24 protein-coding genes are annotated in these 21,206 nt (G+C 65.8%); 10 read left to right on the top strand and 14 right to left on the bottom strand.

Annotated features, from left to right (window positions below; translation table 11 throughout):
* Nucleotides 1-35: 35 nt before the first annotated feature.
* Together thiC and KV697_RS10570 are read left to right on the top strand one after the other, a co-directional pair.
* The gene (gene thiC / locus KV697_RS10575; protein ID WP_219018146.1) at nt 36-1,949 is read left to right on the top strand and encodes a phosphomethylpyrimidine synthase ThiC; all 1,914 of its coding nucleotides are present in this window, start codon (nt 36-38) and stop codon (nt 1,947-1,949) included.
* A 15-nt stretch (nt 1,950-1,964) separates the two neighbouring features.
* A complete protein-coding gene (locus KV697_RS10570) occupies nt 1,965-2,582 on the top strand; it encodes a hypothetical protein (RefSeq protein ID WP_219018145.1) in 618 nt (205 codons plus the stop codon).
* Nucleotides 2,583-2,591: 9 nt separating this feature from the next.
* Here KV697_RS10570 and KV697_RS10565 read toward each other — a convergent pair whose 3' ends face one another.
* The 4 genes from KV697_RS10565 to ung form a co-directional block, all read right to left on the bottom strand.
* Complete coding sequence (locus tag KV697_RS10565) at nt 2,592-2,858, bottom strand: Txe/YoeB family addiction module toxin (protein ID WP_056435835.1); 267 nt, start codon at nt 2,856-2,858, stop codon at nt 2,592-2,594.
* A complete protein-coding gene (locus tag KV697_RS10560; protein ID WP_219018144.1) occupies nt 2,855-3,100 on the bottom strand; it encodes a type II toxin-antitoxin system Phd/YefM family antitoxin in 246 nt (81 codons plus the stop codon). Before KV697_RS10560 ends, KV697_RS10565 begins: the two co-directional genes overlap by 4 nt.
* A 39-nt stretch (nt 3,101-3,139) precedes the next feature.
* A complete protein-coding gene (locus KV697_RS10555) occupies nt 3,140-3,451 on the bottom strand; it encodes an alkylphosphonate utilization protein (protein WP_219018143.1) in 312 nt (103 codons plus the stop codon).
* An 84-nt stretch (nt 3,452-3,535) separates the two neighbouring features.
* A complete protein-coding gene (gene ung / locus KV697_RS10550) occupies nt 3,536-4,231 on the bottom strand; it encodes a uracil-DNA glycosylase (RefSeq protein WP_219018142.1) in 696 nt (231 codons plus the stop codon).
* A gap of 110 nt (nt 4,232-4,341) precedes the next feature.
* On the opposite strand from ung, the gene KV697_RS10545 reads away from it, so the two are divergent.
* Complete coding sequence (locus KV697_RS10545; protein WP_219018141.1) at nt 4,342-4,716, top strand: hypothetical protein; 375 nt, start codon at nt 4,342-4,344, stop codon at nt 4,714-4,716.
* A gap of 20 nt (nt 4,717-4,736) precedes the next feature.
* Here KV697_RS10545 and KV697_RS10540 read toward each other — a convergent pair whose 3' ends face one another.
* Complete coding sequence (locus KV697_RS10540; RefSeq protein ID WP_219018140.1) at nt 4,737-5,180, bottom strand: DUF1810 domain-containing protein; 444 nt, start codon at nt 5,178-5,180, stop codon at nt 4,737-4,739.
* A gap of 63 nt (nt 5,181-5,243) precedes the next feature.
* On the opposite strand from KV697_RS10540, the gene KV697_RS10535 reads away from it, so the two are divergent.
* The gene (locus tag KV697_RS10535; RefSeq protein ID WP_219018139.1) at nt 5,244-5,756 is read left to right on the top strand and encodes a hypothetical protein; all 513 of its coding nucleotides are present in this window, start codon (nt 5,244-5,246) and stop codon (nt 5,754-5,756) included.
* Between the two features lie 133 nt (nt 5,757-5,889).
* On the opposite strand, the gene KV697_RS10530 is transcribed toward KV697_RS10535, so the two are convergent.
* The 6 genes from KV697_RS10530 to KV697_RS10505 all read right to left on the bottom strand — a co-directional run bounded on the left by KV697_RS10530 (nt 5,890) and on the right by KV697_RS10505 (nt 11,271).
* Nucleotides 5,890-6,774, bottom strand: a complete 885-nt coding sequence (locus KV697_RS10530) for a MipA/OmpV family protein (protein WP_219018138.1) — start codon at nt 6,772-6,774, stop codon at nt 5,890-5,892.
* A 72-nt stretch (nt 6,775-6,846) separates the two neighbouring features.
* On the bottom strand, nt 6,847-7,230 hold the full coding sequence (locus KV697_RS10525) for a DUF2141 domain-containing protein (RefSeq protein WP_257575255.1): 384 nt from the start codon (nt 7,228-7,230) through the stop codon (nt 6,847-6,849).
* Nucleotides 7,133-7,966 carry a sterol desaturase family protein gene (locus tag KV697_RS10520; RefSeq protein ID WP_257575857.1) on the bottom strand — a complete coding sequence of 278 codons (834 nt, stop codon included), beginning with the start codon at nt 7,964-7,966 and terminating at the stop codon, nt 7,133-7,135. The genes KV697_RS10525 and KV697_RS10520 overlap by 98 nt, the downstream gene beginning before the upstream one ends.
* 339 nt (nt 7,967-8,305) lie before the next feature.
* Nucleotides 8,306-8,818, bottom strand: a complete 513-nt coding sequence (locus tag KV697_RS10515; protein ID WP_219018137.1) for a GNAT family N-acetyltransferase — start codon at nt 8,816-8,818, stop codon at nt 8,306-8,308.
* Nucleotides 8,819-8,828: 10 nt separating this feature from the next.
* Nucleotides 8,829-10,598, bottom strand: a complete 1,770-nt coding sequence (recQ, locus tag KV697_RS10510) for a DNA helicase RecQ (RefSeq protein ID WP_219018136.1) — start codon at nt 10,596-10,598, stop codon at nt 8,829-8,831.
* A gap of 49 nt (nt 10,599-10,647) precedes the next feature.
* Entirely contained in the window at nt 10,648-11,271 is a 624-nt protein-coding gene (locus KV697_RS10505) for a hypothetical protein (RefSeq protein WP_219018135.1), read from the bottom strand.
* Nucleotides 11,272-11,479: 208 nt separating this feature from the next.
* Here KV697_RS10505 and KV697_RS10500 point away from each other — a divergent pair, with 208 nt between their 5' ends.
* The 4 genes from KV697_RS10500 (at nt 11,480) to KV697_RS10485 (ending at nt 14,566) form a co-directional block, all read left to right on the top strand.
* Nucleotides 11,480-11,764 (top strand): CsbD family protein, encoded by a 285-nt coding sequence (locus KV697_RS10500; RefSeq protein WP_219018134.1) that lies wholly within the window; start codon nt 11,480-11,482, stop codon nt 11,762-11,764.
* A gap of 199 nt (nt 11,765-11,963) precedes the next feature.
* Nucleotides 11,964-12,950 (top strand): alpha/beta hydrolase, encoded by a 987-nt coding sequence (locus tag KV697_RS10495; RefSeq protein ID WP_219018133.1) that lies wholly within the window; start codon nt 11,964-11,966, stop codon nt 12,948-12,950.
* Nucleotides 12,951-13,037: 87 nt separating this feature from the next.
* Complete coding sequence (locus KV697_RS10490; RefSeq protein ID WP_219018132.1) at nt 13,038-13,619, top strand: LOG family protein; 582 nt, start codon at nt 13,038-13,040, stop codon at nt 13,617-13,619.
* Nucleotides 13,616-14,566, top strand: coding sequence for a phytoene/squalene synthase family protein (locus KV697_RS10485; RefSeq protein WP_219018131.1), 951 nt, complete (start codon nt 13,616-13,618; stop codon nt 14,564-14,566). The genes KV697_RS10490 and KV697_RS10485 overlap by 4 nt, the downstream gene beginning before the upstream one ends.
* A gap of 138 nt (nt 14,567-14,704) precedes the next feature.
* Here KV697_RS10485 and KV697_RS10480 read toward each other — a convergent pair whose 3' ends face one another.
* Nucleotides 14,705-14,935, bottom strand: a complete 231-nt coding sequence (locus KV697_RS10480) for a hypothetical protein (RefSeq protein WP_219018130.1) — start codon at nt 14,933-14,935, stop codon at nt 14,705-14,707.
* Nucleotides 14,936-15,053: 118 nt separating this feature from the next.
* On the opposite strand from KV697_RS10480, the gene KV697_RS10475 reads away from it, so the two are divergent.
* Together KV697_RS10475 and KV697_RS10470 are read left to right on the top strand one after the other, a co-directional pair.
* Entirely contained in the window at nt 15,054-17,024 is a 1,971-nt protein-coding gene (locus KV697_RS10475; protein WP_257575253.1) for a S9 family peptidase, read from the top strand.
* A gap of 287 nt (nt 17,025-17,311) precedes the next feature.
* Entirely contained in the window at nt 17,312-19,138 is a 1,827-nt protein-coding gene (locus KV697_RS10470; protein ID WP_219018129.1) for an ABCB family ABC transporter ATP-binding protein/permease, read from the top strand.
* 123 nt (nt 19,139-19,261) lie between these two features.
* On the opposite strand, the gene KV697_RS10465 is transcribed toward KV697_RS10470, so the two are convergent.
* Both KV697_RS10465 and KV697_RS10460 read right to left on the bottom strand, forming a co-directional pair.
* On the bottom strand, nt 19,262-20,164 hold the full coding sequence (locus KV697_RS10465; RefSeq protein ID WP_219018128.1) for a hypothetical protein: 903 nt from the start codon (nt 20,162-20,164) through the stop codon (nt 19,262-19,264).
* A 76-nt stretch (nt 20,165-20,240) separates the two neighbouring features.
* Nucleotides 20,241-21,197 (bottom strand): alpha/beta hydrolase, encoded by a 957-nt coding sequence (locus KV697_RS10460; RefSeq protein ID WP_219018127.1) that lies wholly within the window; start codon nt 21,195-21,197, stop codon nt 20,241-20,243.
* Nucleotides 21,198-21,206 lie beyond the last annotated feature (9 nt).

The raw sequence follows: 21,206 nt of genomic DNA, 5'->3' as shown, positions 1-21,206 counted from the left end.
TCATGGTCCGTTTCCTCCGCATGGAGTGGACGACTATGGCAGATATCCCCGCAAAGGCCGAAATCGGCGTGACCACCGGCCCCATTCGTGGCTCGAAGAAGATTCACGTCGGCCCGCTGAACGTCGCGATGCGCGAAATCCATCTCGACCCGTCCTCGGGCGAACCGCCCTTGCGCGTGTACGACACCAGCGGCCCCTATACCGACCCGACCGCGCGCATCGACATCATGGCGGGCCTGCCCCAGATCCGCCGCAACTGGATCGAGGGGCGCGGCGATGTCGAGGCTTATGACGGCCGCGAAATCCGCCCCGAGGATAATGGCCAGCTCGGCCCCGACCGTTCGGGCGGCGTGCCGCAATTCCCGCGCACCGGGCTGAACCGTCCGCTGCGCGCGCGTGCAGGCATGAACGTCAGCCAGATGCACTATGCCCGCCAAGGCATCATCACGCCCGAGATGGAATATGTCGCGACCCGCGAGAATCTGGGCCGCGAGATGCTGCGCGAATATGTCCGCGACGGCGAGAGCTTCGGCGCGAGCATCCCCGATTACGTCACGCCCGAATTCGTCCGCGACGAAGTGGCGCGCGGCCGGGCGATCATCCCCAACAACATCAACCACCCCGAATCCGAGCCGATGGCGATCGGCCGCAACTTCCTGGTCAAGATCAACGCCAATATCGGCAATTCGGCGGTCGCCAGCAACGTCGCCTCCGAGGTCGACAAGCTGGTCTGGTCGATCCGCTGGGGCGCGGACACGGTCATGGACCTGTCGACGGGCCGCAACATCCACGACACGCGCGAATGGATCATCCGCAATTCGCCCGTGCCGATCGGCACCGTCCCCATCTATCAGGCGCTGGAAAAGGTCGGCGGCATCGCCGAGGAGCTGACCTGGGAGATATTCCGCGACACGCTGATCGAACAGGCCGAGCAGGGCGTCGACTATTTCACCATTCATGCGGGCGTGCGCCTGCCCTACATCCCGCTGACCGCGAAGCGCGTCACCGGCATCGTGTCGCGCGGCGGCTCGATCATGGCGAAATGGTGCCTGGCGCATCACAAGGAGTCGTTCCTCTATGAACGCTTCGACGAGATCACCGAGATCATGAAGGCGTACGACATCGCCTATTCGCTGGGCGACGGCCTGCGCCCCGGCGCGATCGCCGACGCCAATGACGAGGCGCAGTTCGCCGAACTCTACACGCTGGGCGAGCTGACCAAGCGGGCCTGGGCGCAGGACGTGCAGGTCATGATCGAGGGCCCCGGCCATGTGCCGATGCACAAGATCAAGCAGAATATGGACAAGCAGCTGGAGGCGTGCGGCGAGGCGCCCTTCTACACGCTCGGGCCGCTAACGACCGATATCGCGCCGGGGTACGACCATATCACCAGCGGCATCGGTGCGGCGATGATCGGTTGGTACGGCACGGCGATGCTCTGCTACGTCACGCCCAAGGAGCATCTGGGCTTGCCCGACCGCGACGACGTGAAGGTCGGTGTCGTCACCTACAAGCTCGCCGCCCACGCCGCCGACCTCGCCAAGGGCCACCCCGCCGCCAAGATGCGCGACGACGCGCTGAGCCGCGCCCGCTTCGAGTTCCGCTGGCGCGACCAGTTCAACCTGTCGCTCGACCCCGACACGGCGGAATCCTACCACGACCAGACGCTGCCTGCGGAAGGCGCCAAGACCGCGCATTTCTGTTCGATGTGCGGCCCGAAATTCTGCTCGATGAAGATCACGCAGGAGGTTCGGGAATTTGCTGCGTCTCGCGCAGCAAATAGCGACCTGCTGGGGGCAGGTCGCGATCCCGAACCTCGGGAATTCGCGGCCAAGCAAAACGCGCCGGTGGAGACCTTCGTCGCGGCCGAGGACGCCGAGGCGGGGATGCAGGAAATGAGCGAGCGGTTCCGTGAGAAGGGTGGGGAGGTTTACCTTCCGGCGGAGTGATAGATATATAGCGATATGGCGAGACGTCTGTGGATCCGAATCATTAGGGATTGGGAGAATCAACCCCTCGCCATTATCGGTCAGGCGCTGTCGATTGTAATCGCAGTATCCCTGGCGGTGTGGGGTGCACCAGCCGCATCACCCAAAATGGCTGCCTTTAAACCGCTGGCAGATGCAAGTTACGCATTGGCTATCACCGTGATGATGGCGTCATTATGTGCTGGTATCTCGCGATATGGCTTCCGCAAAAGTTTCGTCGCTGGATTTTGCCTGTCTCTGATTTTGGCATCTGCATGCCTTTTGCTGTTTGCGATCGTAGGTGGGCCTCACTTAGCGAAAACGAGTAGGCTGATTCGTGGTTCGTATGACGGCCCGCTTATGGATATGGGATACTGGGCCGTTTTTCTCGTTTTTGTGGTGGTGTGTAGTTCAGCCGCAGTGAATAGGATGGTTTTGAGCTCGCAAAATCTGAAGTCAGCGAAAGAAGATGAGCAGCAAGATCGTGGTGTAACCGTGTTAGAGGTCTTAATAGTCGTTCTAATCTGGGGTGCGTGTCTTTCTGGCGTGCAGCAGAAGATTGTCGCTGCTTTTGTATTTCAAACGCCTCCGAGCGAAATTGACCCGGCAAAATAGGTCAATCGATCAATAATGATACCGGCACTGCGCCACTTGCAACACTTGCTCATCACCGCTGCCCGCCACCCGGTACACCAGCCGATGTTCATGGCTGATACGGCGCGACCACCAGCCTGACAGGTTGCCGCCCAGCGGTTCGGGCTTGCCTGTCCCCTTGAAAGGGTGACGGCGACATTCCTCGATCAAGGCATTGAGCTTGTCGCAGAGCTTGGCGTCATGTTCCTGCCAATGGCGATAATCGTCCCACGCCGTCGGCCAGAACGCCACTTTCACGGAAAGGGCACGCCTTCGTCACCCGCCTCGAACCCGCGCACCGCGTCCAGCAGGCGTTCGGCGTTCTTGGGGGATTGAAGGAGATACAGCGTCTCTTCGATCGAGGCCCACTCACTGGCCGAGATCAGTACGGCGCCTTCACCCCGCTGGCGAGTGATCGCCACGGGCGCGCGGTCGGCGACGACCTTGTCGATCATCGCCTTCAGATTCTCGCGCGCTTCGGAATAGGAGACAGCCTGCATACAACTCAAGTTGTACAACTACCTGTCCAATGTCAAGGCTCACCGCTTCCGCACAAACTCCGCGCGCAGCACCAGGCCCTTGATCCCGTCGAACTTGCAGTCGATTTCCTGCGCGTCGCCGGTCAGGCGGATCGACTTGATGAGGGTGCCGCGCTTCAGCGTCTGGCCTGCGCCCTTGACGGTCAGGTCCTTGATGAGCGTCACCTGATCCCCGTCGCTCAGCACGTTGCCGACCGAGTCGCGCACCACGACCGCGTCGTCATCGCTGGTCGCTCCGCCCTTGGCGGCGGCGTCGGCGGCGCTGATCCATTCGCCGGTCGCTTCGTCATAGACATATTCGTCGTCGGCCATCGCGCATATTCCTTCGTCCGATAGGGGATGGGCGGCGCTATGCGCGCTCGCGCTAAATGATGCCAGTGCGATTACAGATCGAAATCAGGAAAGCGGCGGCAGCGCCCAGTCGATCGGGGGCTGGCCATGCTCGACCAGAAAGGCGTTGGCGCGCGAAAAGGGCTTCGATCCGAAAAAGCCGCCTCGCGCCGACAGGGGCGAGGGGTGGACCGAGGTCAGGACGCAGTGCCGCCCCGCGCCCATCTCGCGGACGAACCCCGCCTTCTTCTGGGCATAGGCGCCCCACAGGATGAAGACGACCGGCTCGGGCTTGGCGGCGACGGCGCGGATCACGGCATCGGTGAACCGCTCCCAGCCGCGCCCCTGATGCGAGGCGGCCTGTCCCATGCGAACGGTCAGCACCGAGTTGAGCAGCAGCACCCCCTGTCGCGCCCAATGGTCGAGCAGGCCATGGGAAGGCGGCGCGATCCCCAGGTCGGTCGCCATCTCCTTGTAGATATTGACCAAGCTAGGCGGCGGCCGGACGCCGGGCTGGACCGAGAAGGCCAGGCCATGCGCCTGCCCCTCACCATGATAGGGGTCCTGCCCCAGGATGACGACACGCACCCGATCCAGCGGCGTCAGGTCGAGTGCGCGGAACCACTCGGACGGGCGGGGGAAGACGCGCTGGCCGCCCTCGCGCTCCTGGCCCAGGAAGGTCTTCAGCGCCTTCATATAAGGCTCGTCGAACTCGGGCCGCAGCACCGACAGCCAGCTTTCGTGAAGGCGAATGTCACTCATAAAAACCTCATGCCGCTCGCCGCCAAAACGCGCAACCGCATCCGCCGACGATCGTTATGCAAGCGATACGGACGCTCTCCCGGCGGCCGCCAATAGGAAGGAACTGGATCATGCAGCGTTCGACGATTCTGCTGGCCGTCATGGCTGCCGCGCTCCCGCTGGCGGCATGCGGATCGCACGAAACGGCCAACAACAGCGCGGCCGCCGCGACGACGAACGGCACCGAGATGAGCGCCGACACGCTGGGCGCCAAGATCCGTACGCTGCCCGAGGGGCAGCGTCGCGGCGTCCTATTCCGCGCGATCCGCGATGCCGGGCCAAGCGGGGCGAGCTGCCAGTCGATCACCGCGATGAAGGAAGCCGCCGCCACCAACGGCAACCCGACCTGGAACGCGGTGTGCGACGGCACCACGCAATGGACGATCGTGCTGACCGCCGACCAGTCGGCCAGCGTCACCGGCCCCGGCCCCGTCACCATTAAGTGAGCCTGGTGGAGGCTCGACCGTCACCGCTTGGGATGGTCGAGCCTCGCCAGCGTCGCGGGGTCGTCCTGCCCGTCGAAGAAGCGCGTGAGGCCCCGGCGGAACGGTTCGGGGTCGTCTGCGACGGCGGCGAACAGGGTCAGCGAGGATCGCAGCTTCATCGCATCGATTCCGCCGAATATCGCCTCGGCCGAACCGGTTGCCTCGATCGCGGCGGCAACCGCCTGATGCAGGCGCTCCCCCAGCAGCGGATGCGCCAGATAGGCGCGCGCTTCCTCGGCATCGGCGATGGCGTAGAATATCGCGGTCGGGCTGCGGCCCAGCCCCGCGATCTGCGGAAATATGTACCACATCCAGTGGCTTTGCTTCCGACCCGTGCGCAGTTCGGCAAGGGCGGTGGCGAAACTGTCCGCCTGGGCCTCGACAAAGCGGGCGAGCGCGGCATCATGGGTAGGTGGGCGTGACATGCACGGGCAACCGGCCTCGCCGTCAAAGCGTTCCATCGTCAAGATATTCGTCAGGAGAGAGACATGCGCCGTTTCGCCATCCTTGCCCCCTTGGCTCTGCTCGCGCTGTCGGCGTGCGGCGGGCAGGGTGGGGATACCGACTCGGATGTCGCCCCCGGCAATTTCACCCCGCCGGGCACCGCGCGCCCGACCCCGATGCCGGGCGTGGCGCAGGTCAATCCGCTGACCAGCTATATCGGCCATTATCCGGGCGATGCGGTCGACGGGGTCAGCTTCTTCGACCGGACCGAGGTGGCGACCGCGCTGCACGATGCGGTCGGCGACCAGAAGCTCGTCCAGCGGATCATGTCGCGCGGCGCGGTGACGGTGCCGATCTTCCGGCGCGGCGAACAGGGCATCGCCGCGCATGGCTGCACCCCGCATGACTGCGCCGACAACAACTGGACGGTCGAGATCGACATGAAATCGACCAAGGCGCGGGTCTGCTATCATGACCGCGAGACGATGGGCGACCGCAGCCACTGGTATATGGGCGGCGCGCCGGTGACCCAGCCGGGGGAATGTCCGCAGGAGTGAATGCAAAAATTCCTCCCCTGTAAGGGGAGGGGGACCAGCGAAGCTGGTGGAGGGGTGTCGCCCTATCGAGAGCGGGACACCCCTCCGTCAGGCCTGACGGCCTGCCACCTCCCCTTGCAGGGGAGGAATGAGTTTAAAACGTGTACGCTACACCCAGCGCGCTCAGCCACTGGCTGCGCGAGCCGACCTGCGACACGATCGGGCTGTCGGCGAAATTGCCGAGTTCGCGGCCATAGGTCAGGCCGCCGACGACCTTCCAGCCCTTCAGCAGGTTGCCCGTGATCGAATAGGTGGCCAGCCCGCCGACCGACCAGTCCTTCCACCCGGCGCGCGCATTATAGACGGGCAGGCCGCTCGCCGCGCTCTGGTCCGGCGTGATCGAGAAATAGCGGCGGGCATAGCCGCGTCCGGCATGTTCGGCGGTGGCGAACAGCCCGACCGCCGCCTTGGTCGACAGCGGGGTGAAATAGTTGACCGAAGGCTGCCAGATGCCGCTGTCATGCACGCCGGTCACGTCATGGCGATAGCTGACCGAGACGGAGAGCCGGTCATAGGGGCTGGTGACGACGCCGATCTTGCCGATGCCAACATAGCCGCCCAGCTCGACCGCCGCACCGATCTTGCCCAGCGCGGCGACCTGCCGGTTGCCGATCCCCGACGTGGTGGTGCGATCGAGATTGACGACGCCGATCGGCCCCGCCTGGATATCCCAGTCGCGATTGGCCTTGTCGCCGATCAGGTCGACCGAGAGGCGATTGCCGATATAGGTGATGGTATGCCCGTCGATATAGGCAAGCGCGGCGGGCGCGGGGGAGAAGGAATAGTCCTTCGACCCCTCATAGCGCGGCAGATAGGCCGCACCCAGCCCGACGGTGACGGTGTTCTTGCCCAGCTGGCCCGCCATTTCGGCGGCGGCGGGGTTGCTGGAGACCGAGGCGTCCTGCGCGAAGGCGGGAGCCGAAAGGGACAGCGCGCCCAGCGCGATCAGCGGGGCGGAAACGCGCGAAAATAGGCGCAAGACGGAAAACTCCCTGAATTCGGTTATCCGAAATGCAACGCTACGGTAACGATTTCGCTCCGGCCAATTGTGTCAGAAGATGTACCGCATCTTGATCTGTTGTGTTTCGGCAACAGAATCGAGCGTGAACCGCGCCGCCGAAAAGCGCGGCGGGCCGAAGCGGATCACCGGATTGCGCGAAAAGCCGAAGCCCTCGCGCGGGATGCCCGCCAGCGTGTCGAGCTTGGCATTGTTGTTCTCGTCATGGATGACGGCGGCGGCGTAATTGCCGTGCGGCAGGCCGTCGAGGCGGATGCCCCGCTGCCCGGCGGGAACCGAACGGGTCAGCGCGCGGGCATCGTCGACGCATTGCGGGAAGTTATCCGGGTCGGCGGTCAGGCACAGCCGGATCATGCCCTTGGCCGAGCGGAGCTGGTCGATCCCGATGTCCAGCTGGCTGACCGGCGCGGCGCTCATCAGCGGCAGGGCGGCCAGCACCAGAAGCGCGGCGCGCGGCCTGCGCATGGGCGCGCCCGAAATCCCCGAGCCCCCGGTCCGTGCCGCACAGTCGATCCCAGAACCGGAAATAGAGTCCATAATTGCACCCATATTGCTCATGATGCCGTTGATGATGGCTTGCCGTGATGAGCCACCCCCCCAGGTGCCCCTGCCACAGGAATCGCGGAAATATCTCCCAACCCATGTGGTTGGTCACGCCCATAACGGTCATGATGGTCAGCACCAAGCCGAGCGCGCCGATGTGAATCGGAATCACAAACACAAGTAGCGGAATTACCACAGCGCCCGTCACCGCCTCGATCGGGTGGAACGCCATCGCGGCCCAGGCGGTCGGCGGGCGGCTGGCATGATGGACGGCGTGGGCGGCCTTGAAGATCGCGGGCCGGTGCATCCAGCGATGCGTCCAGTAGAACCAGGTGTCGTGCGCGATCAGGTACAGCAGCACCGAAATCGGCCAGTACCAGAGCGGCCAGGCGTGGATATCGGCGTAGATTTGCGTCCATCCCCGATTCTGCCAGCCCCAGGCGACGATCCCGGCGGGCACGCCGTAAATCGCGGCGGAGGCGAGGCTCCACCAGATTTCTCGCCGAATCTGCGGGTCCAGCCCGGCATAGAGGTTCGGATGCCGCGCCTTGGTCGCCAGCGCGAATGCTCCCGAGGCGAGCAGATAGCGGACACCGACGATCAGCGTCATGGCGATGGCGGACAGGATCAGGGCAAGCGTCACGAGGGTCTTGTACCCTATCGGACGCGGGGCTTGAACCGCGAACGTCCGGCGCACGGCCTTTTGTTCGCGCGGAGGCGCAGAGAGGTTTGGATGGGTGTCGGCGTCGGCCATCTATTTGCCCGCTGACTTCGCCGCACCGTCGATGATGAGAAGTGCCTGTTGGCCGAGCGTGACACCTCCGCGCCTCCGCGCGAACTCTACCTCCACCGCCGTTTAGGCTAAGCGAAGTCGAAGCCCACGCCGCAACCTCGCCGCAGGCGTATTCCCATGCACTTCGACTTCGCTCAGTGCGAACGGAGGTTGGGATCAACCCCGGTGGAAAATCCGGATCGGGCGCTCATGATAGACCCCCTCGACCGGCGCACCGTAGCCCAGCTTCTCCGCCAGTCGGATCGAGGCGGCGTTCCCCGGATCGATGATGCAGCATGTCCGCGTCAGGCCTCGTCCATCGGCCCAGTCGAGTACCGCACGCATCGCCTCGGCCGCAAATCCCCGGCCATGCGCCGTCGGAACTAGCGTCCATCCCGTCTCCGGCACCGTCAGTTCGGGCACGATCGCGCGCCGCGATTCCAGAAGGCCCATATCGCCCAGCACCTGCCCGGTCGTCCGGTCGCACACCACCCAGGCGCCATAGCCGAACACCGTCCAGCACCCGACCGAGCGCAACAGCCGAATCCAGACATCCTCGCGCGGGCGCGGCTGGCCACCGATCATTCCATAGACCGCCGGATCGGCCCACATCGCCGCCAGCGCGTCGAGATCGTCGGGATGATGGCCGCGCAAGGTCAGCCGCGCGGTGGTCAGGGTTGGGGCGCTCATGCCCGGCAGCTTAGTCCGCCTCGCGGATCACCGCCAGAAACGCTTCGCCATAAGCATCCAGCTTGCGCGCGCCGATCCCCGACAGCAACGACAGCGCCGCGCGGCTGGTCGGTCGCTGTGCCGCCATATCGCGCAACACCGAGTCGTGGAAGATGACGTAGGGCGGCACGCCCGCCTCCTGCGCCAGCTCGCGACGCTTGGCGCGCAGCGCCTCGAACAGCGGATTGTCCGCCGGATTGGCGGCGACCGGCGCGGCGCGACGGCCCTTCTTCTCGCGCTTGGGCGGCACGACCAGCGACAGCCGCGCCTCGCCCTTGATGAGCGCACGGGCGGCAGGTCCGAACTCCAGCCCGCCATGGTGATTGGTGCGCAGCGCGTCGCGCAGCAGCAGCGCGCGGTGAACGGGCTTCAGCAACGCCGCCTCGTCGCCCGAGACGATGTTCCAGACCGACAGCGCCTCATGTCCGTTCATCAGGCTGCGCTCGGTCGACTGGCCGGTCAGCACCTGCTCGATATAGCCCGCGCCGAACAACTGGCCGGTGCGGAACACGGCCGAGAGGAATTTCTGCGCTACGGTCGTCGCATCGACGGCATCGGGGCTCCCTAAGCAATTGTCGCAATTGCCGCAGTCCTCGACCAGGTCCTCGCCGAAGTGGCGCAGCAGGATGCGGCGGCGGCACCCGCCCGTCTCGACCAGCGCGCCCAGCGCCGCCAGCCGCGCGCGTTCGCCCGGCTGACGTTCGGGCTCGACCTCGGCGATGCGCTGGCGCGCGCGGGCGAAGTCGTCGGCACCCCAGAAGAGATGCGCGACCGAGGGGTCGCCGTCGCGGCCCGCACGGCCGGTTTCCTGATAATAGGCCTCGATCGATTTTGGCAGTCCGGCATGCGCGACGAAGCGGACGTCCGGCTTGTCGATGCCCATGCCGAAGGCGACGGTGGCGCAGATCACCATGTCTTCGCTCGCCACGAAATCGGCCTGGTTCTTCGCGCGCACGGCCGGGTCCAGCCCGGCATGATAGGCACGCACCGGACGGCCGGTCCGCGCCAGCGCCTCGGCCAGCTTCTCGGTCGCTGCGCGCGTCTGGGCATAGACGATGCCGGGGCCGGGCGTGTCGGCGACCACCCGCGCGATCTGCAGGTTCACATTCGCCTTGGGGCTGATCGCATAGCGGATATTGGGCCGGTCGAAGCCCGAGACGATCATGCCCTCGGTCGGGATGCCCAGCTGCTTGGCGATGTCGGCGCGGGTATGCGCATCGGCGGTCGCGGTCAGCGCGAGCCGGGGCACCTCTGGAAAGGCGTCCATCAGCGGTTCGAGCAGGCGATAGTCGGGGCGGAAGTCATGCCCCCATTCGCTGACGCAGTGCGCTTCGTCGATCGCGAACAGGCTGAGCGGCGCGGAGCCGAGCAACTCGCGGAAATGCCCCGACGACGCGCGCTCGGGCGCGACATAGAGCAGGTCGAGCTGCCCGTCGCGGAAGCGCGCGACGGTCTCGGCGCGGTTCTGGTCGACGCTGGTCAGGGTGGCGGCGCGAATGCCGACCGCCTCGGCGGCGCGCAGTTGGTCGTGCATCAAAGCAATCAGCGGGCTGACCACGACGCAGCACCCGTCCATCATCACGGCGGGCAACTGGTAGCAGAGCGACTTGCCAGCACCCGTCGGCATGACCGCCAGCGTCCGCTGCCGCGCGAGCACGCGGTCGACCACCTGTTCCTGGACACCCCGGAACTGGTTGTACCCGAAAACTTCGTGGAGCTTGGCAAGGGGGTCGGCGACCATCGCCGTGCATGTAGCGAGGCTGCGGGGGTGGGGAAAGGGCGGGGGTGGTTCAACTGGATGGTTTGGGCGCGATCCGCTTGTAATAGGTCACGAACATCGGGCGTCCCGCAGCGCCGGGGCCGAAGGTCGACCCTTCAAGTTCATAGCCTTGCGCCGCCATGTCCCGCATCAGCGCCTCGGACTGAACGGCCTCCATGACGTCGCTCATGCTGCCGCCGGGCATGCTCGCGATGCTGCCCGAAACCTGACAGACCGAAAGGCCGCAAATGATATCGATCTTGCGTCCCGCCGAGCCGATACCTTTCAGCCGGTCGTAGCTGGTCTGCAGGACCGCCTCCGACCGGGCCGCCTGGTCGTTCTTGCGCCGTTCATAGGCCAGCCTTTGGCGCATGCTTTCGGTTGGACCGCTGAGCATGTCGACCGGCGGCGGGCCATCGTCGGGCAGGGGGCGCTGCTGCGGCATCGGAGAAGTCGCATCGGCGGGCGGGGTAACGGGCGTGACCGGGGCGACTTTCGGTGGGCTAGGTATCGGCGTCGGTATTGCCGGATCGCGTCGAACGACGAGGACGGGCGCGGATGTCGCGCCGGGCTGTTCGACGGGTTGCCTGCCATAGAAAAGGGCGCCAGCGCCGACGAGGATCAGGACGACACCCATCACTATCGCGTTTCGCATCGCAGACCTCAAGGCCGTTGGGCAAGCCCGGGATCATACCGTCGATCGCCCGCCAAGTCGAAAAATCATAACGCTTGCGATTCAAGCGCGTAGTCGATGGTGCCACTGTGCGTATCGGTTGGTCGAATAGTGCAAAGATACCAGGAAACATTGGCGGCCTTCCGGGTTTTGACCCTCCATCATCCCGAAGCGAATGAGGAGATGTTCGATGAACACCGACACGATGAATGGTGCGGCCACCGACTTCGGCGGCAAGGTTAAGCAGGGCATGGGCGCCATGCTGGGCGACAAGTCGATGGAAGCCGAGGGCAAGGGCGAACAGCTGAGCGGCAAGACGCAGAAGGCGTTCGGCGATGCCAAGACCAGCGTCGACCAGACGGTCCGCCCGCTGATCGACCAGGCGCGCCAGTTCGTGAAGGATCGTCCCTTCGCCTCGGCCGCGCTGGGCGGCGTCGTGGGTCTTGCGCTGCTGAACACGCTGCGCGGCAAGTAAGCCACGCAACCCGTGTCCAAAAGGGACGGTACGGCATGTCCGTGCCGCCCTTTTTCATGCGCGCCGTCATGAGATAAATTCCGATCGGCCCCGATCAAACATGCTTTGTCGGCGCCCTATCCCGCCGATAGCAAAGTCTCCCGTGATGCGGCGGCATGAGCCGTCTTGCGGCATCCACGCCTGCGGAGGAGATGAGGATTTGACGCGGTTCGGATTGATCGCCCCCCTTTTGATGATGGGGCTGGCCGGAAACGCGCCCGGTCAGAGCGAAAAAACGGTCACGGTGCCGAAGGTGGAGCGCGAAGGCGTTTGGCAGCCGACCGATGGCGGCACGCAGATACCGCTCTGGCCCGCCAATGTCCCGCTCGCCAAGCCCGACAGCGGCGATCATCCCGAAGCGACGGGCAACGGGACTCGGGTGGTCGGCGGCCGGTTATGGCATTGGGCAAGCTATGTGACGCGTCCGACCATGACCGTCTATCGCCCGATCGGGCGCAACAACGGGACTGCCATGCTGGTCTTGCCCGGCGGGGGATTCGAGGTGGTGGCGACCGATCTGGAAGGCACCGAAATCTGCGACTGGGTGATGCGACAGGGCATGACCTGCGTCATGCTGAAATATCGGACGCCGCAGGTCTGGCCTAGGGTCGATGGCCGGCAGCAGCGGCCCGAAAGGCTGCTCGGCCTGGAGGATGCGCAGCGTGCCATGGGATTGCTGCGCGAACGGGCCTCCGCCTATGGCATCGATCCGCACAGGATCGGCGTGATCGGCTTTTCGGCCGGGGCCTATCTCGTCGCGAACATGTGCAATACGGACGCGCGTACCTATCCGCTGCGGGATGCCGCCGACCGGCTGTCCCCGCGCCCCGACTTCGCCATCATCGCCTATACCGCGCGGATGCTGGACGACAGTAAGGGGCGTAACAGCCTAGAGCTGCGGCCCTGGGTGAAGATCAGCCCGAAGGCGCCGCCGACGCTCATCATTCATGCGATGAACGATCCCACCGACAATATCCGCCAGCCCATGGCCTATGCGCTGGCACTGAACGATGCCGGGGTGCCGGTCGACATGCGCCTTTACGCCAAGGGCGGTCATGCGTTCGGGATGCGGCCGACCGACGCTCCGGTCACGCGCGAATGGCCGGGACAGGTCGCGCAATGGCTGCGCGATATCGGGATGCTGTAGGAAAAAGGCGCTTCGCATCGCGCCTCGTCGCTCGACAGGCCGCAACCCCGCTTGTCCCGCCCGGCCCCATGGCCTAGCGCTTCTTCCATGAAGCGATTGGCCATTTACTGCGGGTCGGCGACCCCCTCCGACCCCCAATATATCGGGACCGCCCGGGACGTCGGGCGTGGGCTCGCGGAGCGGGGGATCGGCGTCGTCTATGGCGGCGGGCGGCTGGGCCTGATGGGCGCGGTGGCGGATGCGGCGCTGGCGGCGGGTGGCGAGGTGATCGGCATCATCCCGCAGGCGCTGGTCGATGCTGAGGTCGCGCATCGCGGCCTGACCGAGCTGCATGTCGTGCCCGGCATGCACGAGCGGAAAAAGGCGTTCACCGACCTGTCGGACGGTTTCATCACCATTGCGGGCGGCACCGGCACGATGGACGAGCTGTGGGAGGCGCTGAGCTGGGCGCAGCTGGGTTATCATGCCGATCCGGTCGGGCTGCTCAATACCGGCGGCTATTACGATCATCTCGTCGCCTTCTGGGACAAGATGGGCGAGGTCGGTTTCCTGCGGCCGCAGCACCGCGAACTGCTGATCGTCGACACCACGCTGGACGGCCTGCTCGACCGGATGGGTGCGCATGTGCCGACCCAGCCGATCGTGCGCATGAACGCGGACGACCTGTGAGCGACCCCGCCGCCCAGGCCGAACGGGCGGCACTGGTCGCGGCGGCGCGGGACTCGATCGCCAAGGGCTCGAAGAGCTTCGCGGCGGCGAGCCTGTTGTTCGATCCCGAAACGCGCGCGCGCGCCTGGCTGCTCTATGCCTGGTGTCGCCGCTGCGACGATATCGCCGACGGGCAGGATCACGGCCATGGCATGTCCCGCGTCGCCGATGCGCCCGTGCGGCTGGCCGAGCTGACCGAGAAGACCGAGGCAGCGCTGGCGGGCCGGGTGGTCGGCGACCCCGCTTTCGACGCGCTGCGCGTCGTCGTCGCCGAGACAGGGATGCCGCATCGCTGGCCGCGCGACCTGATCGCCGGGTTCGCGCTGGATGCCCAGGACTGGCGGCCCGAGACCGAGGACGATCTCTATCGCTATTGCTATCATGTCGCGGGCGTCGTCGGCTGCATGATGGCGGCGACGATGGGCGTCGCGCCGGATGACGAGGCGGTGCTCGACCGCGCCTGCGATCTGGGGATGGCGTTCCAGCTCGCCAATATCGCGCGCGACATCGCCGAGGATGCGGGCGTGGGGCGGCATTATCTGCCGCGCGAGTGGCTCGCCTATAAGAGCATCGCGCCCGACGCGATCATGGCCCCCTCGCACCGGCCGGGCCTGAGCGCGCTGGCGCGGAGGCTGACCGACCAGGCCGCCCGGTTCGAGGCGAGCGCGCGGATGGGGACGCCCGCTCTGTCCTATCGCTCGGCCTGGGCGGTGCTGTCGGCGGCGGCGATCTATGGCGCGATCGGGCGCAAGGTCGCCAAGCGGGGGCGGCGCGCCTGGGACTCGCGGGTCGGCACCGGCAAGCTGGAAAAGCTGGGCTTCATGACCCGCGCCAGTTTGCAGGCGGCGCGGCGGGACAGGATGCGGATCGTGCCGCGCGATCCGACGCTATGGACGCGGCCGCGCTGATACTCTCCGACCTCCGTTCAGCCTGAGCGAAGTCGAAGGCCACGCTAAAACATCGCTAAGTGGGCCTTGTGACACCCGGATTCCCTTGGCCTTCGACTTCGCTCAGGCTGAACGGGCGGTGATATGGAGGGTAGGGCATTACCCCCGCGTCGGCTTACGCCCGGCCTTCGCCATCTGCGCGCCCATGCGGCGGCAATCCGCGCCGATCACCGGATAGGGCACGTCGGTATTGGCGGCGATGCGATTCGCCAGGTCGGCACGGCACTGGGCCATCGTCGCATAGCGGGCGGGGACCATCCTCGCCTCGGTGCAATCGATGCTGCCGTCGCCACAGCCCAGGATCGCCATCACGTAGAAAATCGGTTCCATACAACCGCCTCCCTGCGACATTCAACGTCGGTGCGTGCCCGGTGTTCCGCATTTCCCCTTGTCGCATCCATCCTTAGGTGACATGCTCATGCAACACAGTTCATGAGGGGGACATGAGATGCTATTCAAGGCTCTGCTGGCGGCGGGTGTGGCGATGATGACGGCGCAGGCGACCATGGCGGCGGACGTGCCGCTGATCCCGCGCGCCAAGCTGTTCGGCAACCCGACCAAGGTCGGCGGGAAATTGTCGCCCGACGGGAAATGGATCAGCTTCATCGCACCGCGCGACGGCGTGTTGAACGTCTGGGTCGCGCCCATCGCCACGCCCGACCAGGCGCGTCCCCTGACCGCGGAGAAGACGCGGCCGATCCGCCAGGCCTTCTGGTCGCCCGATTCCAAATCGATCCTGTTCGTCAACGACAAGGGCGGCGACGAGAACTTCCTGCTCTACGGCGTCAATGTCGCGACCGGCGAGCAAAAGGCGCTGACCCCGTTCGAAAAGACCCGTGTCCAGATCGTCGGTACCAGCGAGACGATCCGCGACCATATCCTGGTCGGCGTCAACAATCGCGATCCGCGCTGGCACGACGTCTATGACCTGAACCTGACCACCGGCGCGCTGACCAAGGTGATGCAGAATGACGGCTATGCCGGGTTCGTCGCCGACGACCAGTTGAAGCTGCGGCTGGCGTCGAAGGCGCGGCCCGATGGCGGATCGGACTATTACCGCGTCAACGGCACGACGGTCGAGGCACAGCCGGTGGTGCAGTTCGGCCTGGACGACTCGCTGACCACCGCGCCGATGGGGTTCACCGTCGACGGCAAGACGCTCTACTGGATCGACAGCCGCAACCGGAACACCGCCGCGCTGATGGCGCAGGACATGGCGACCGGCAAGATGACGGTGGTGGGCGAAAGCCCCAAGGCCGATGTCGACAGCGGGTTGTTCAATCCCCGCACCGGCCGGGTCGAGGCCTATGCCGTCGACTATCTGAAGAACGAATATGTGCCGGTGGGCGATGCGGTGAAGGCCGACCTCGCTTTCCTGAAGGCGCAGAACAAGGGCGAGTTCTCGATCGGGTCGCGCACCGATGCCGACGACAAATGGCTCGTCACCTTCGATCCGGTCACCGCACCCGCCTCGACCTGGCTGTACGACCGCAAGGCGAAGGCGCTGAAGCAGCTTTACGTCAGCCGTCCCGAGCTGGCCGATGCGCCCTTGGTCCCGATGGAGGCGGTGGAGATCCCGGCGCGCGACGGGCTGAGCCTAGTGTCCTATCTCACCCGGCCGAAGGGCGCGACCGGGCCGGTGCCGATGGTGCTGTTCGTCCATGGCGGCCCTTGGGCGCGCGACGGCTATGGCTATAACGGCTATCACCAGTGGCTCGCCAATCGCGGCTATGCGGTGCTGTCGGTCAATTATCGCGGATCGACCGGGTTCGGGAAGAAGTTCATCTCGGCGGGCGACCTGCAATGGGGCCGCAAGATGCATGACGACCTGATCGACGCGGTCGACTGGGCGGTCAAGCAGGGTGTGACGTCCCGCGACAAGGTGGCGATCATGGGCGGCTCTTACGGCGGCTATGCGACGCTGGCGGGCCTGACCTTCACCCCCGATACCTTTGCCTGCGGCGTCGACATCGTCGGGCCGTCCAACCTGTTCACCCTGCTCAAGACGATCCCGCCTTATTGGGAGGCGGGCAAGCAGCAATTCTACAAGCGGATGGGCGACCCCACGACCGAGGAGGGCCGCGCGTTGCTCAAGGAGCGTTCGCCGCTGACCTTTGTCGACCGGATCAAGAAGCCGCTGCTGATCGGGCAGGGCGCGAACGACCCCCGCGTCAACGTGGCCGAGAGCGACCAGATCGTCGAGGCGATGGCGGCCAAGTCCATCCCCGTCACCTATGTCGTGTTCCCGGACGAGGGGCATGGCTTTGCCCGGCCGGCGAACAACATCGCCTTCAACGCGGTGGCGGAGAATTTCCTCAGCCCCTGCCTGGGCGGTCGCGCCGAGCCGATCGGCGACACGCTGAAGGGATCGACCGCGCAGGTAAAGCATGGCGCGGAGTTCGTGACCGGGTTGAAGTAGATCGGAAGCCCCTCCGGCAGGGGGGAGGGGTTTGGGGTGGGGCCTTGCCACGGGCGACGTGGCTGGGTGGCGAAGCCCTCCCCCATCCCCTCCCGCCTGCGGGAGGGGAGCGGCTAGAGGTGATCGGTCAATGTTTATCAAGGGCTGGTAATGGCATTCCTGTAAAACTCCCCTCCCGCAGGCGGGAGGGGTTGGGGGAGGGTAGGCCACAGGCCACGCATTCGATGGTCAGCCCCAAACCATCCCCCCATTGAACTTGCCGCGTACTTCCCCGACATGGGAAAGACATGCCCCCGATAGATCCCACCGCTGGGACGGCCGACCGGCCGCTGCTCCCGACGCTCCGCCGTTTCCTCCCCTATCTCTGGCCCGCTGGAGAGCCCGGCTTGCGTGTGCGGATCGTGGCGGCGATGGCGCTCGTCATCCTGTCCAAGCTCGTCCAGGTATTGGGGGCCGCCTATACGTTCAAATATGCGGTCGACCGGATGGCGGCGAACGATCGGAGCGCGGTGACGCTCGTGATCCTGCTGGTCGTCGGCTATGCGGGCGCCCGGTTCGCGACGACGCTGTTCGACAATCTGCGCAACGCGGTGTTCGAGATGGTCGGGCAGGACGCGACACGGCGACTGTCGGCGGATGTGTTCCGCCATCTCCACCGGCTGTCGCTGCGCTTCCACCTGGAGCGGCGGACGGGCGCGGTGACCAAGGTCGTCGAGCGCGGGACGAAGAGCATCGACACGATGCTCTACTTCCTGCTCTTCAACATCGCGCCGACGGTACTGGAGCTGGCGCTGGTGCTGACCATTTTCGGGCGCAGCTTCGGCCCCGTGCTGGTCGTGACCACGATCGCGATGGTGGTGCTGTATATCGGTTTCACCCGCAAGGTGACCGATTGGCGCAACGCGCTGCGCAACCGGATGAACGATCTCGACACCGGCGCGGTGGCGCATGCGGTCGACTCGCTGCTGAATTTCGAGACGGTGAAGTATTTCAACGCCGAGGAGCGCGAGGCGCGGCGCTACGAAACCGGCGTCGCCGCCTATGCGCGCGCCGCGACCAAATCGGAAAACTCGCTCGCCTGGCTGAACGTCGGGCAGGCGGCGATCACCAGCCTGATGCTGGGTTTCGCCATGGCCTGGGTCGTACGCGAATGGAGCCGAGGCACGGCCTCGCCGGGTGACGTGGTGCTGGTGTCGACCTTGTTGTCCCAGCTGTTCCGGCCGCTCGACCTGCTCGGCATGGTCTATCGCACCATCCGTCAGGGGGTGATCGACATGGGCGCGATGTTCGACCTGATCGATACGCCCGCCGAAGTCGTCGACACGCCTGGCGCGCCGACTTTGCGCGTCACCGGCGGGCATGTCCGTTTCGACGATGTGGTGTTCGGTTACGACCCCGAGCGTACCATATTGAAGGGGCTGACCCTCGACATACCTGCGGGCACGACCTGCGCCGTCGTGGGGCCATCGGGCGCGGGCAAGTCGACGCTCGCGCGGCTGCTCTATCGCTTCTACGATGTGAACTCGGGCGCGATCACCATCGACGGCCAGCCGGTGTCGGCGGTGGCGCAGGACAGTTTGCGGGCCGCGATCGGGATCGTGCCCCAGGACACGGTGCTGTTCAACGAGACGATCGGCTACAACATCGCCTATGGCCGCGAGGGGGCCGACCAGAACGACGTCGAGCGCGCCGCCAAGGGCGCGGCCATCGCCGACTTCATCGAACGCCAGCCGCAGGGCTATGCGACGCGGGTCGGTGAGCGCGGCCTGAAACTGTCGGGCGGCGAGAAGCAGCGCGTGGCGATCGCGCGCACGCTGCTCAAGAACCCGCCCATCCTGATCCTGGACGAGGCGACCAGCGCGCTCGACAGCCGGACCGAGGCGGACATCCTGGCGACGCTGCAGGCGATCGAGCGCGGGCGCACCACGCTCGTCATCGCGCACCGCCTGTCGACCGTGGTCCATGCCGACCAGATCGTCGTCCTCGACGGTGGCCGCGTGGCCGAGCGCGGCACGCATGGCGAGCTGCTGGCCAAGGGCGGACTCTACACCGAAATGTGGGCACGCCAGGCCGCCGAGGTCGAACAGGCCGAGGAAGACGCTTTGCTCGCCTGAATATTCCTCCCCTGCAAGGGGAGGTGGCAGACCGCAGGTCTGACGGAGGGGTGTCGCGCTATCGAGAGGGTGACACCCCTCCACCAGCTGCGCTGGTCCTCCTCCCCTTGCAGGGGAGGAAGATCAGAGACAGCTCAACCGCACCTGCCTTGCGGGCTTGTCGAACACGATCGACGAGCAGCGGTTCAACTGGTCCGCGCCGATCGCCAGTCGGTCGCGGTTGATGTCGTGCTTGCCCTTGCCAGTCACGACAACCTCATTGGGATCGGCATGTTGGTCGGCGTCGGCGATCGTCTCGGTGCTGCCATGATCGACCGTGCGTACGCCCAGCGTCGCGATGGTCAGTGGTCCGACCGCGAAGGGTGCCGTCAACGTCATGGTACGGATGGGGCGTTGGATGCCGAATGCGATTTCGGTCGGGCTGGTCGCCCCCGACAGCGTACCGCCATAGGCCCGCGCCAGTCGCACCGCTGCGCCCGCATTGGCAAGGGTCCGCGGATGGTGGGGATCGAAGCGGACGCGCATCGGCTGGCCCTCGACCATGATGATCGCGAATCGCTCAGCCCAGCCGCCGAACAGGTCGCCCTGGTCCACCATCGGGAATGCCGTGATCCGTTCGCCCGCAACCGCGTCGCGCAGGCGGAAGCGGACAATCGGATCAGGCACGCTACCGGGACCGAAAACCCCCGCAAAACCCGCAGCATAGGGCTTTTCAGTAAAGCCGATCCGTTGTTTGGCGGGCTTTGCGCCGCCGAACGCGACCCGCGCCACGGCGGTTCTTCCGGCGATCATCACTTTAGGTCCAAAACCCATCATGAAACCGAACATGCCTGGCTTCATGCTGGCGGCTTCTGCAAATTCCTTGGTGATGATCGGCATTGCTGGCACGCCCGGATCAATCCGTACCGAGCGCGCGACGCCGTTGATCGTCACTGACACAAGGCCATCCGGTGCGATCACCCGCTCCGATGGCGGCGACGTGGCCGCCGTCAGGGTGGCCATGAACAGGCAGGCAAGACGGCGCATCGTGAACTCTCCCGGTGTCGTGACGACCGGGTAACGATCGGGTGTAATCGTGTCGGCTTTGTGGCCGAACCGGACTTTATTGCGCGGGATGGCTCGTGATGAAATCCGCCACCGCCGTCACCACGCCCGGCGCGATCGGCAGGTTCGGATCGGCATAGGTCGCCAGGTTCGCGCCCCGGCTGTCGCCCTCCACGGTCTTCAGCACATGACTGACCTTGGGCAGCAGCACCAGCGTCGCCTTGGGCTGGGCGGCCTTCAGGATTTTCGCGTCCTCGACCGTGACTTGAAGGTCGGCTTCACCCTGCACGATCAGCAGCGGCTTTGTGGTCGCCGCCGCCAGCTTCGCGGGGTCCTTGGCAAAGCTGTTGATGAGGAAGGGCTGGACCGCGTCGGCGTAGATCATCGACAGCGGCGGCGTCAGGCTGGCGGCGGGGATGGTCCGCCCGGCCTCCAGCGCATCGATCGCGCGGTCGGCATCGGGCAGGAGGGGCGCATTGGCCGGATTGGCGTGGAATTGCGCCCGCATCACCTCACCCAAAGGCCGTCCGGGGGTGGAAATGGCGATGACGCCGCACAGGCCCGCCGGTCCGGCGGCGGCGGTGTCCAGCGCGACCAGCCCGCCCTCGCTATGCCCCAAGACCCACACGCAGGGCGCGCCGGTCTTCGCGCGGATCGCGGCGATCCAGGACCGGGTGTCGGCGGCATAATCGTCGATCGTGACCTTGTTGGCATCGGCGATCGCGCCCGCGCTGGCGAACATGCCCCGCTTGTCGATCCGCACGCTGGCAATGCCCCTGGCCGCCAGTCCTTCGGCGAGCAGGCGCAGCGACGCGGCCTTCAGCCCGCGCGGGCTGTTGCCGTCGCGGTCGGTCGGTCCCGATCCGGGGATCATCAGCACGACCGGCACCTTGGCGCCTTCCGGCCCGGTCCAGCTGCCTTTCAGCGGCCCCTGCGGGCCAGGCGCGGCGACGTCCCGGTCGGCCATCGGCGTGGCGGCGGCGATCATGGCGGAGAGCAGCGCGGTCAACGACATCGGAAAGCC

This window comes from Sphingomonas sanguinis (assembly GCF_019297835.1).
Lineage (GTDB): Bacteria > Pseudomonadota > Alphaproteobacteria > Sphingomonadales > Sphingomonadaceae > Sphingomonas > Sphingomonas sanguinis_D.
This window is presented reverse-complemented; position numbering and strand designations above follow the sequence as displayed.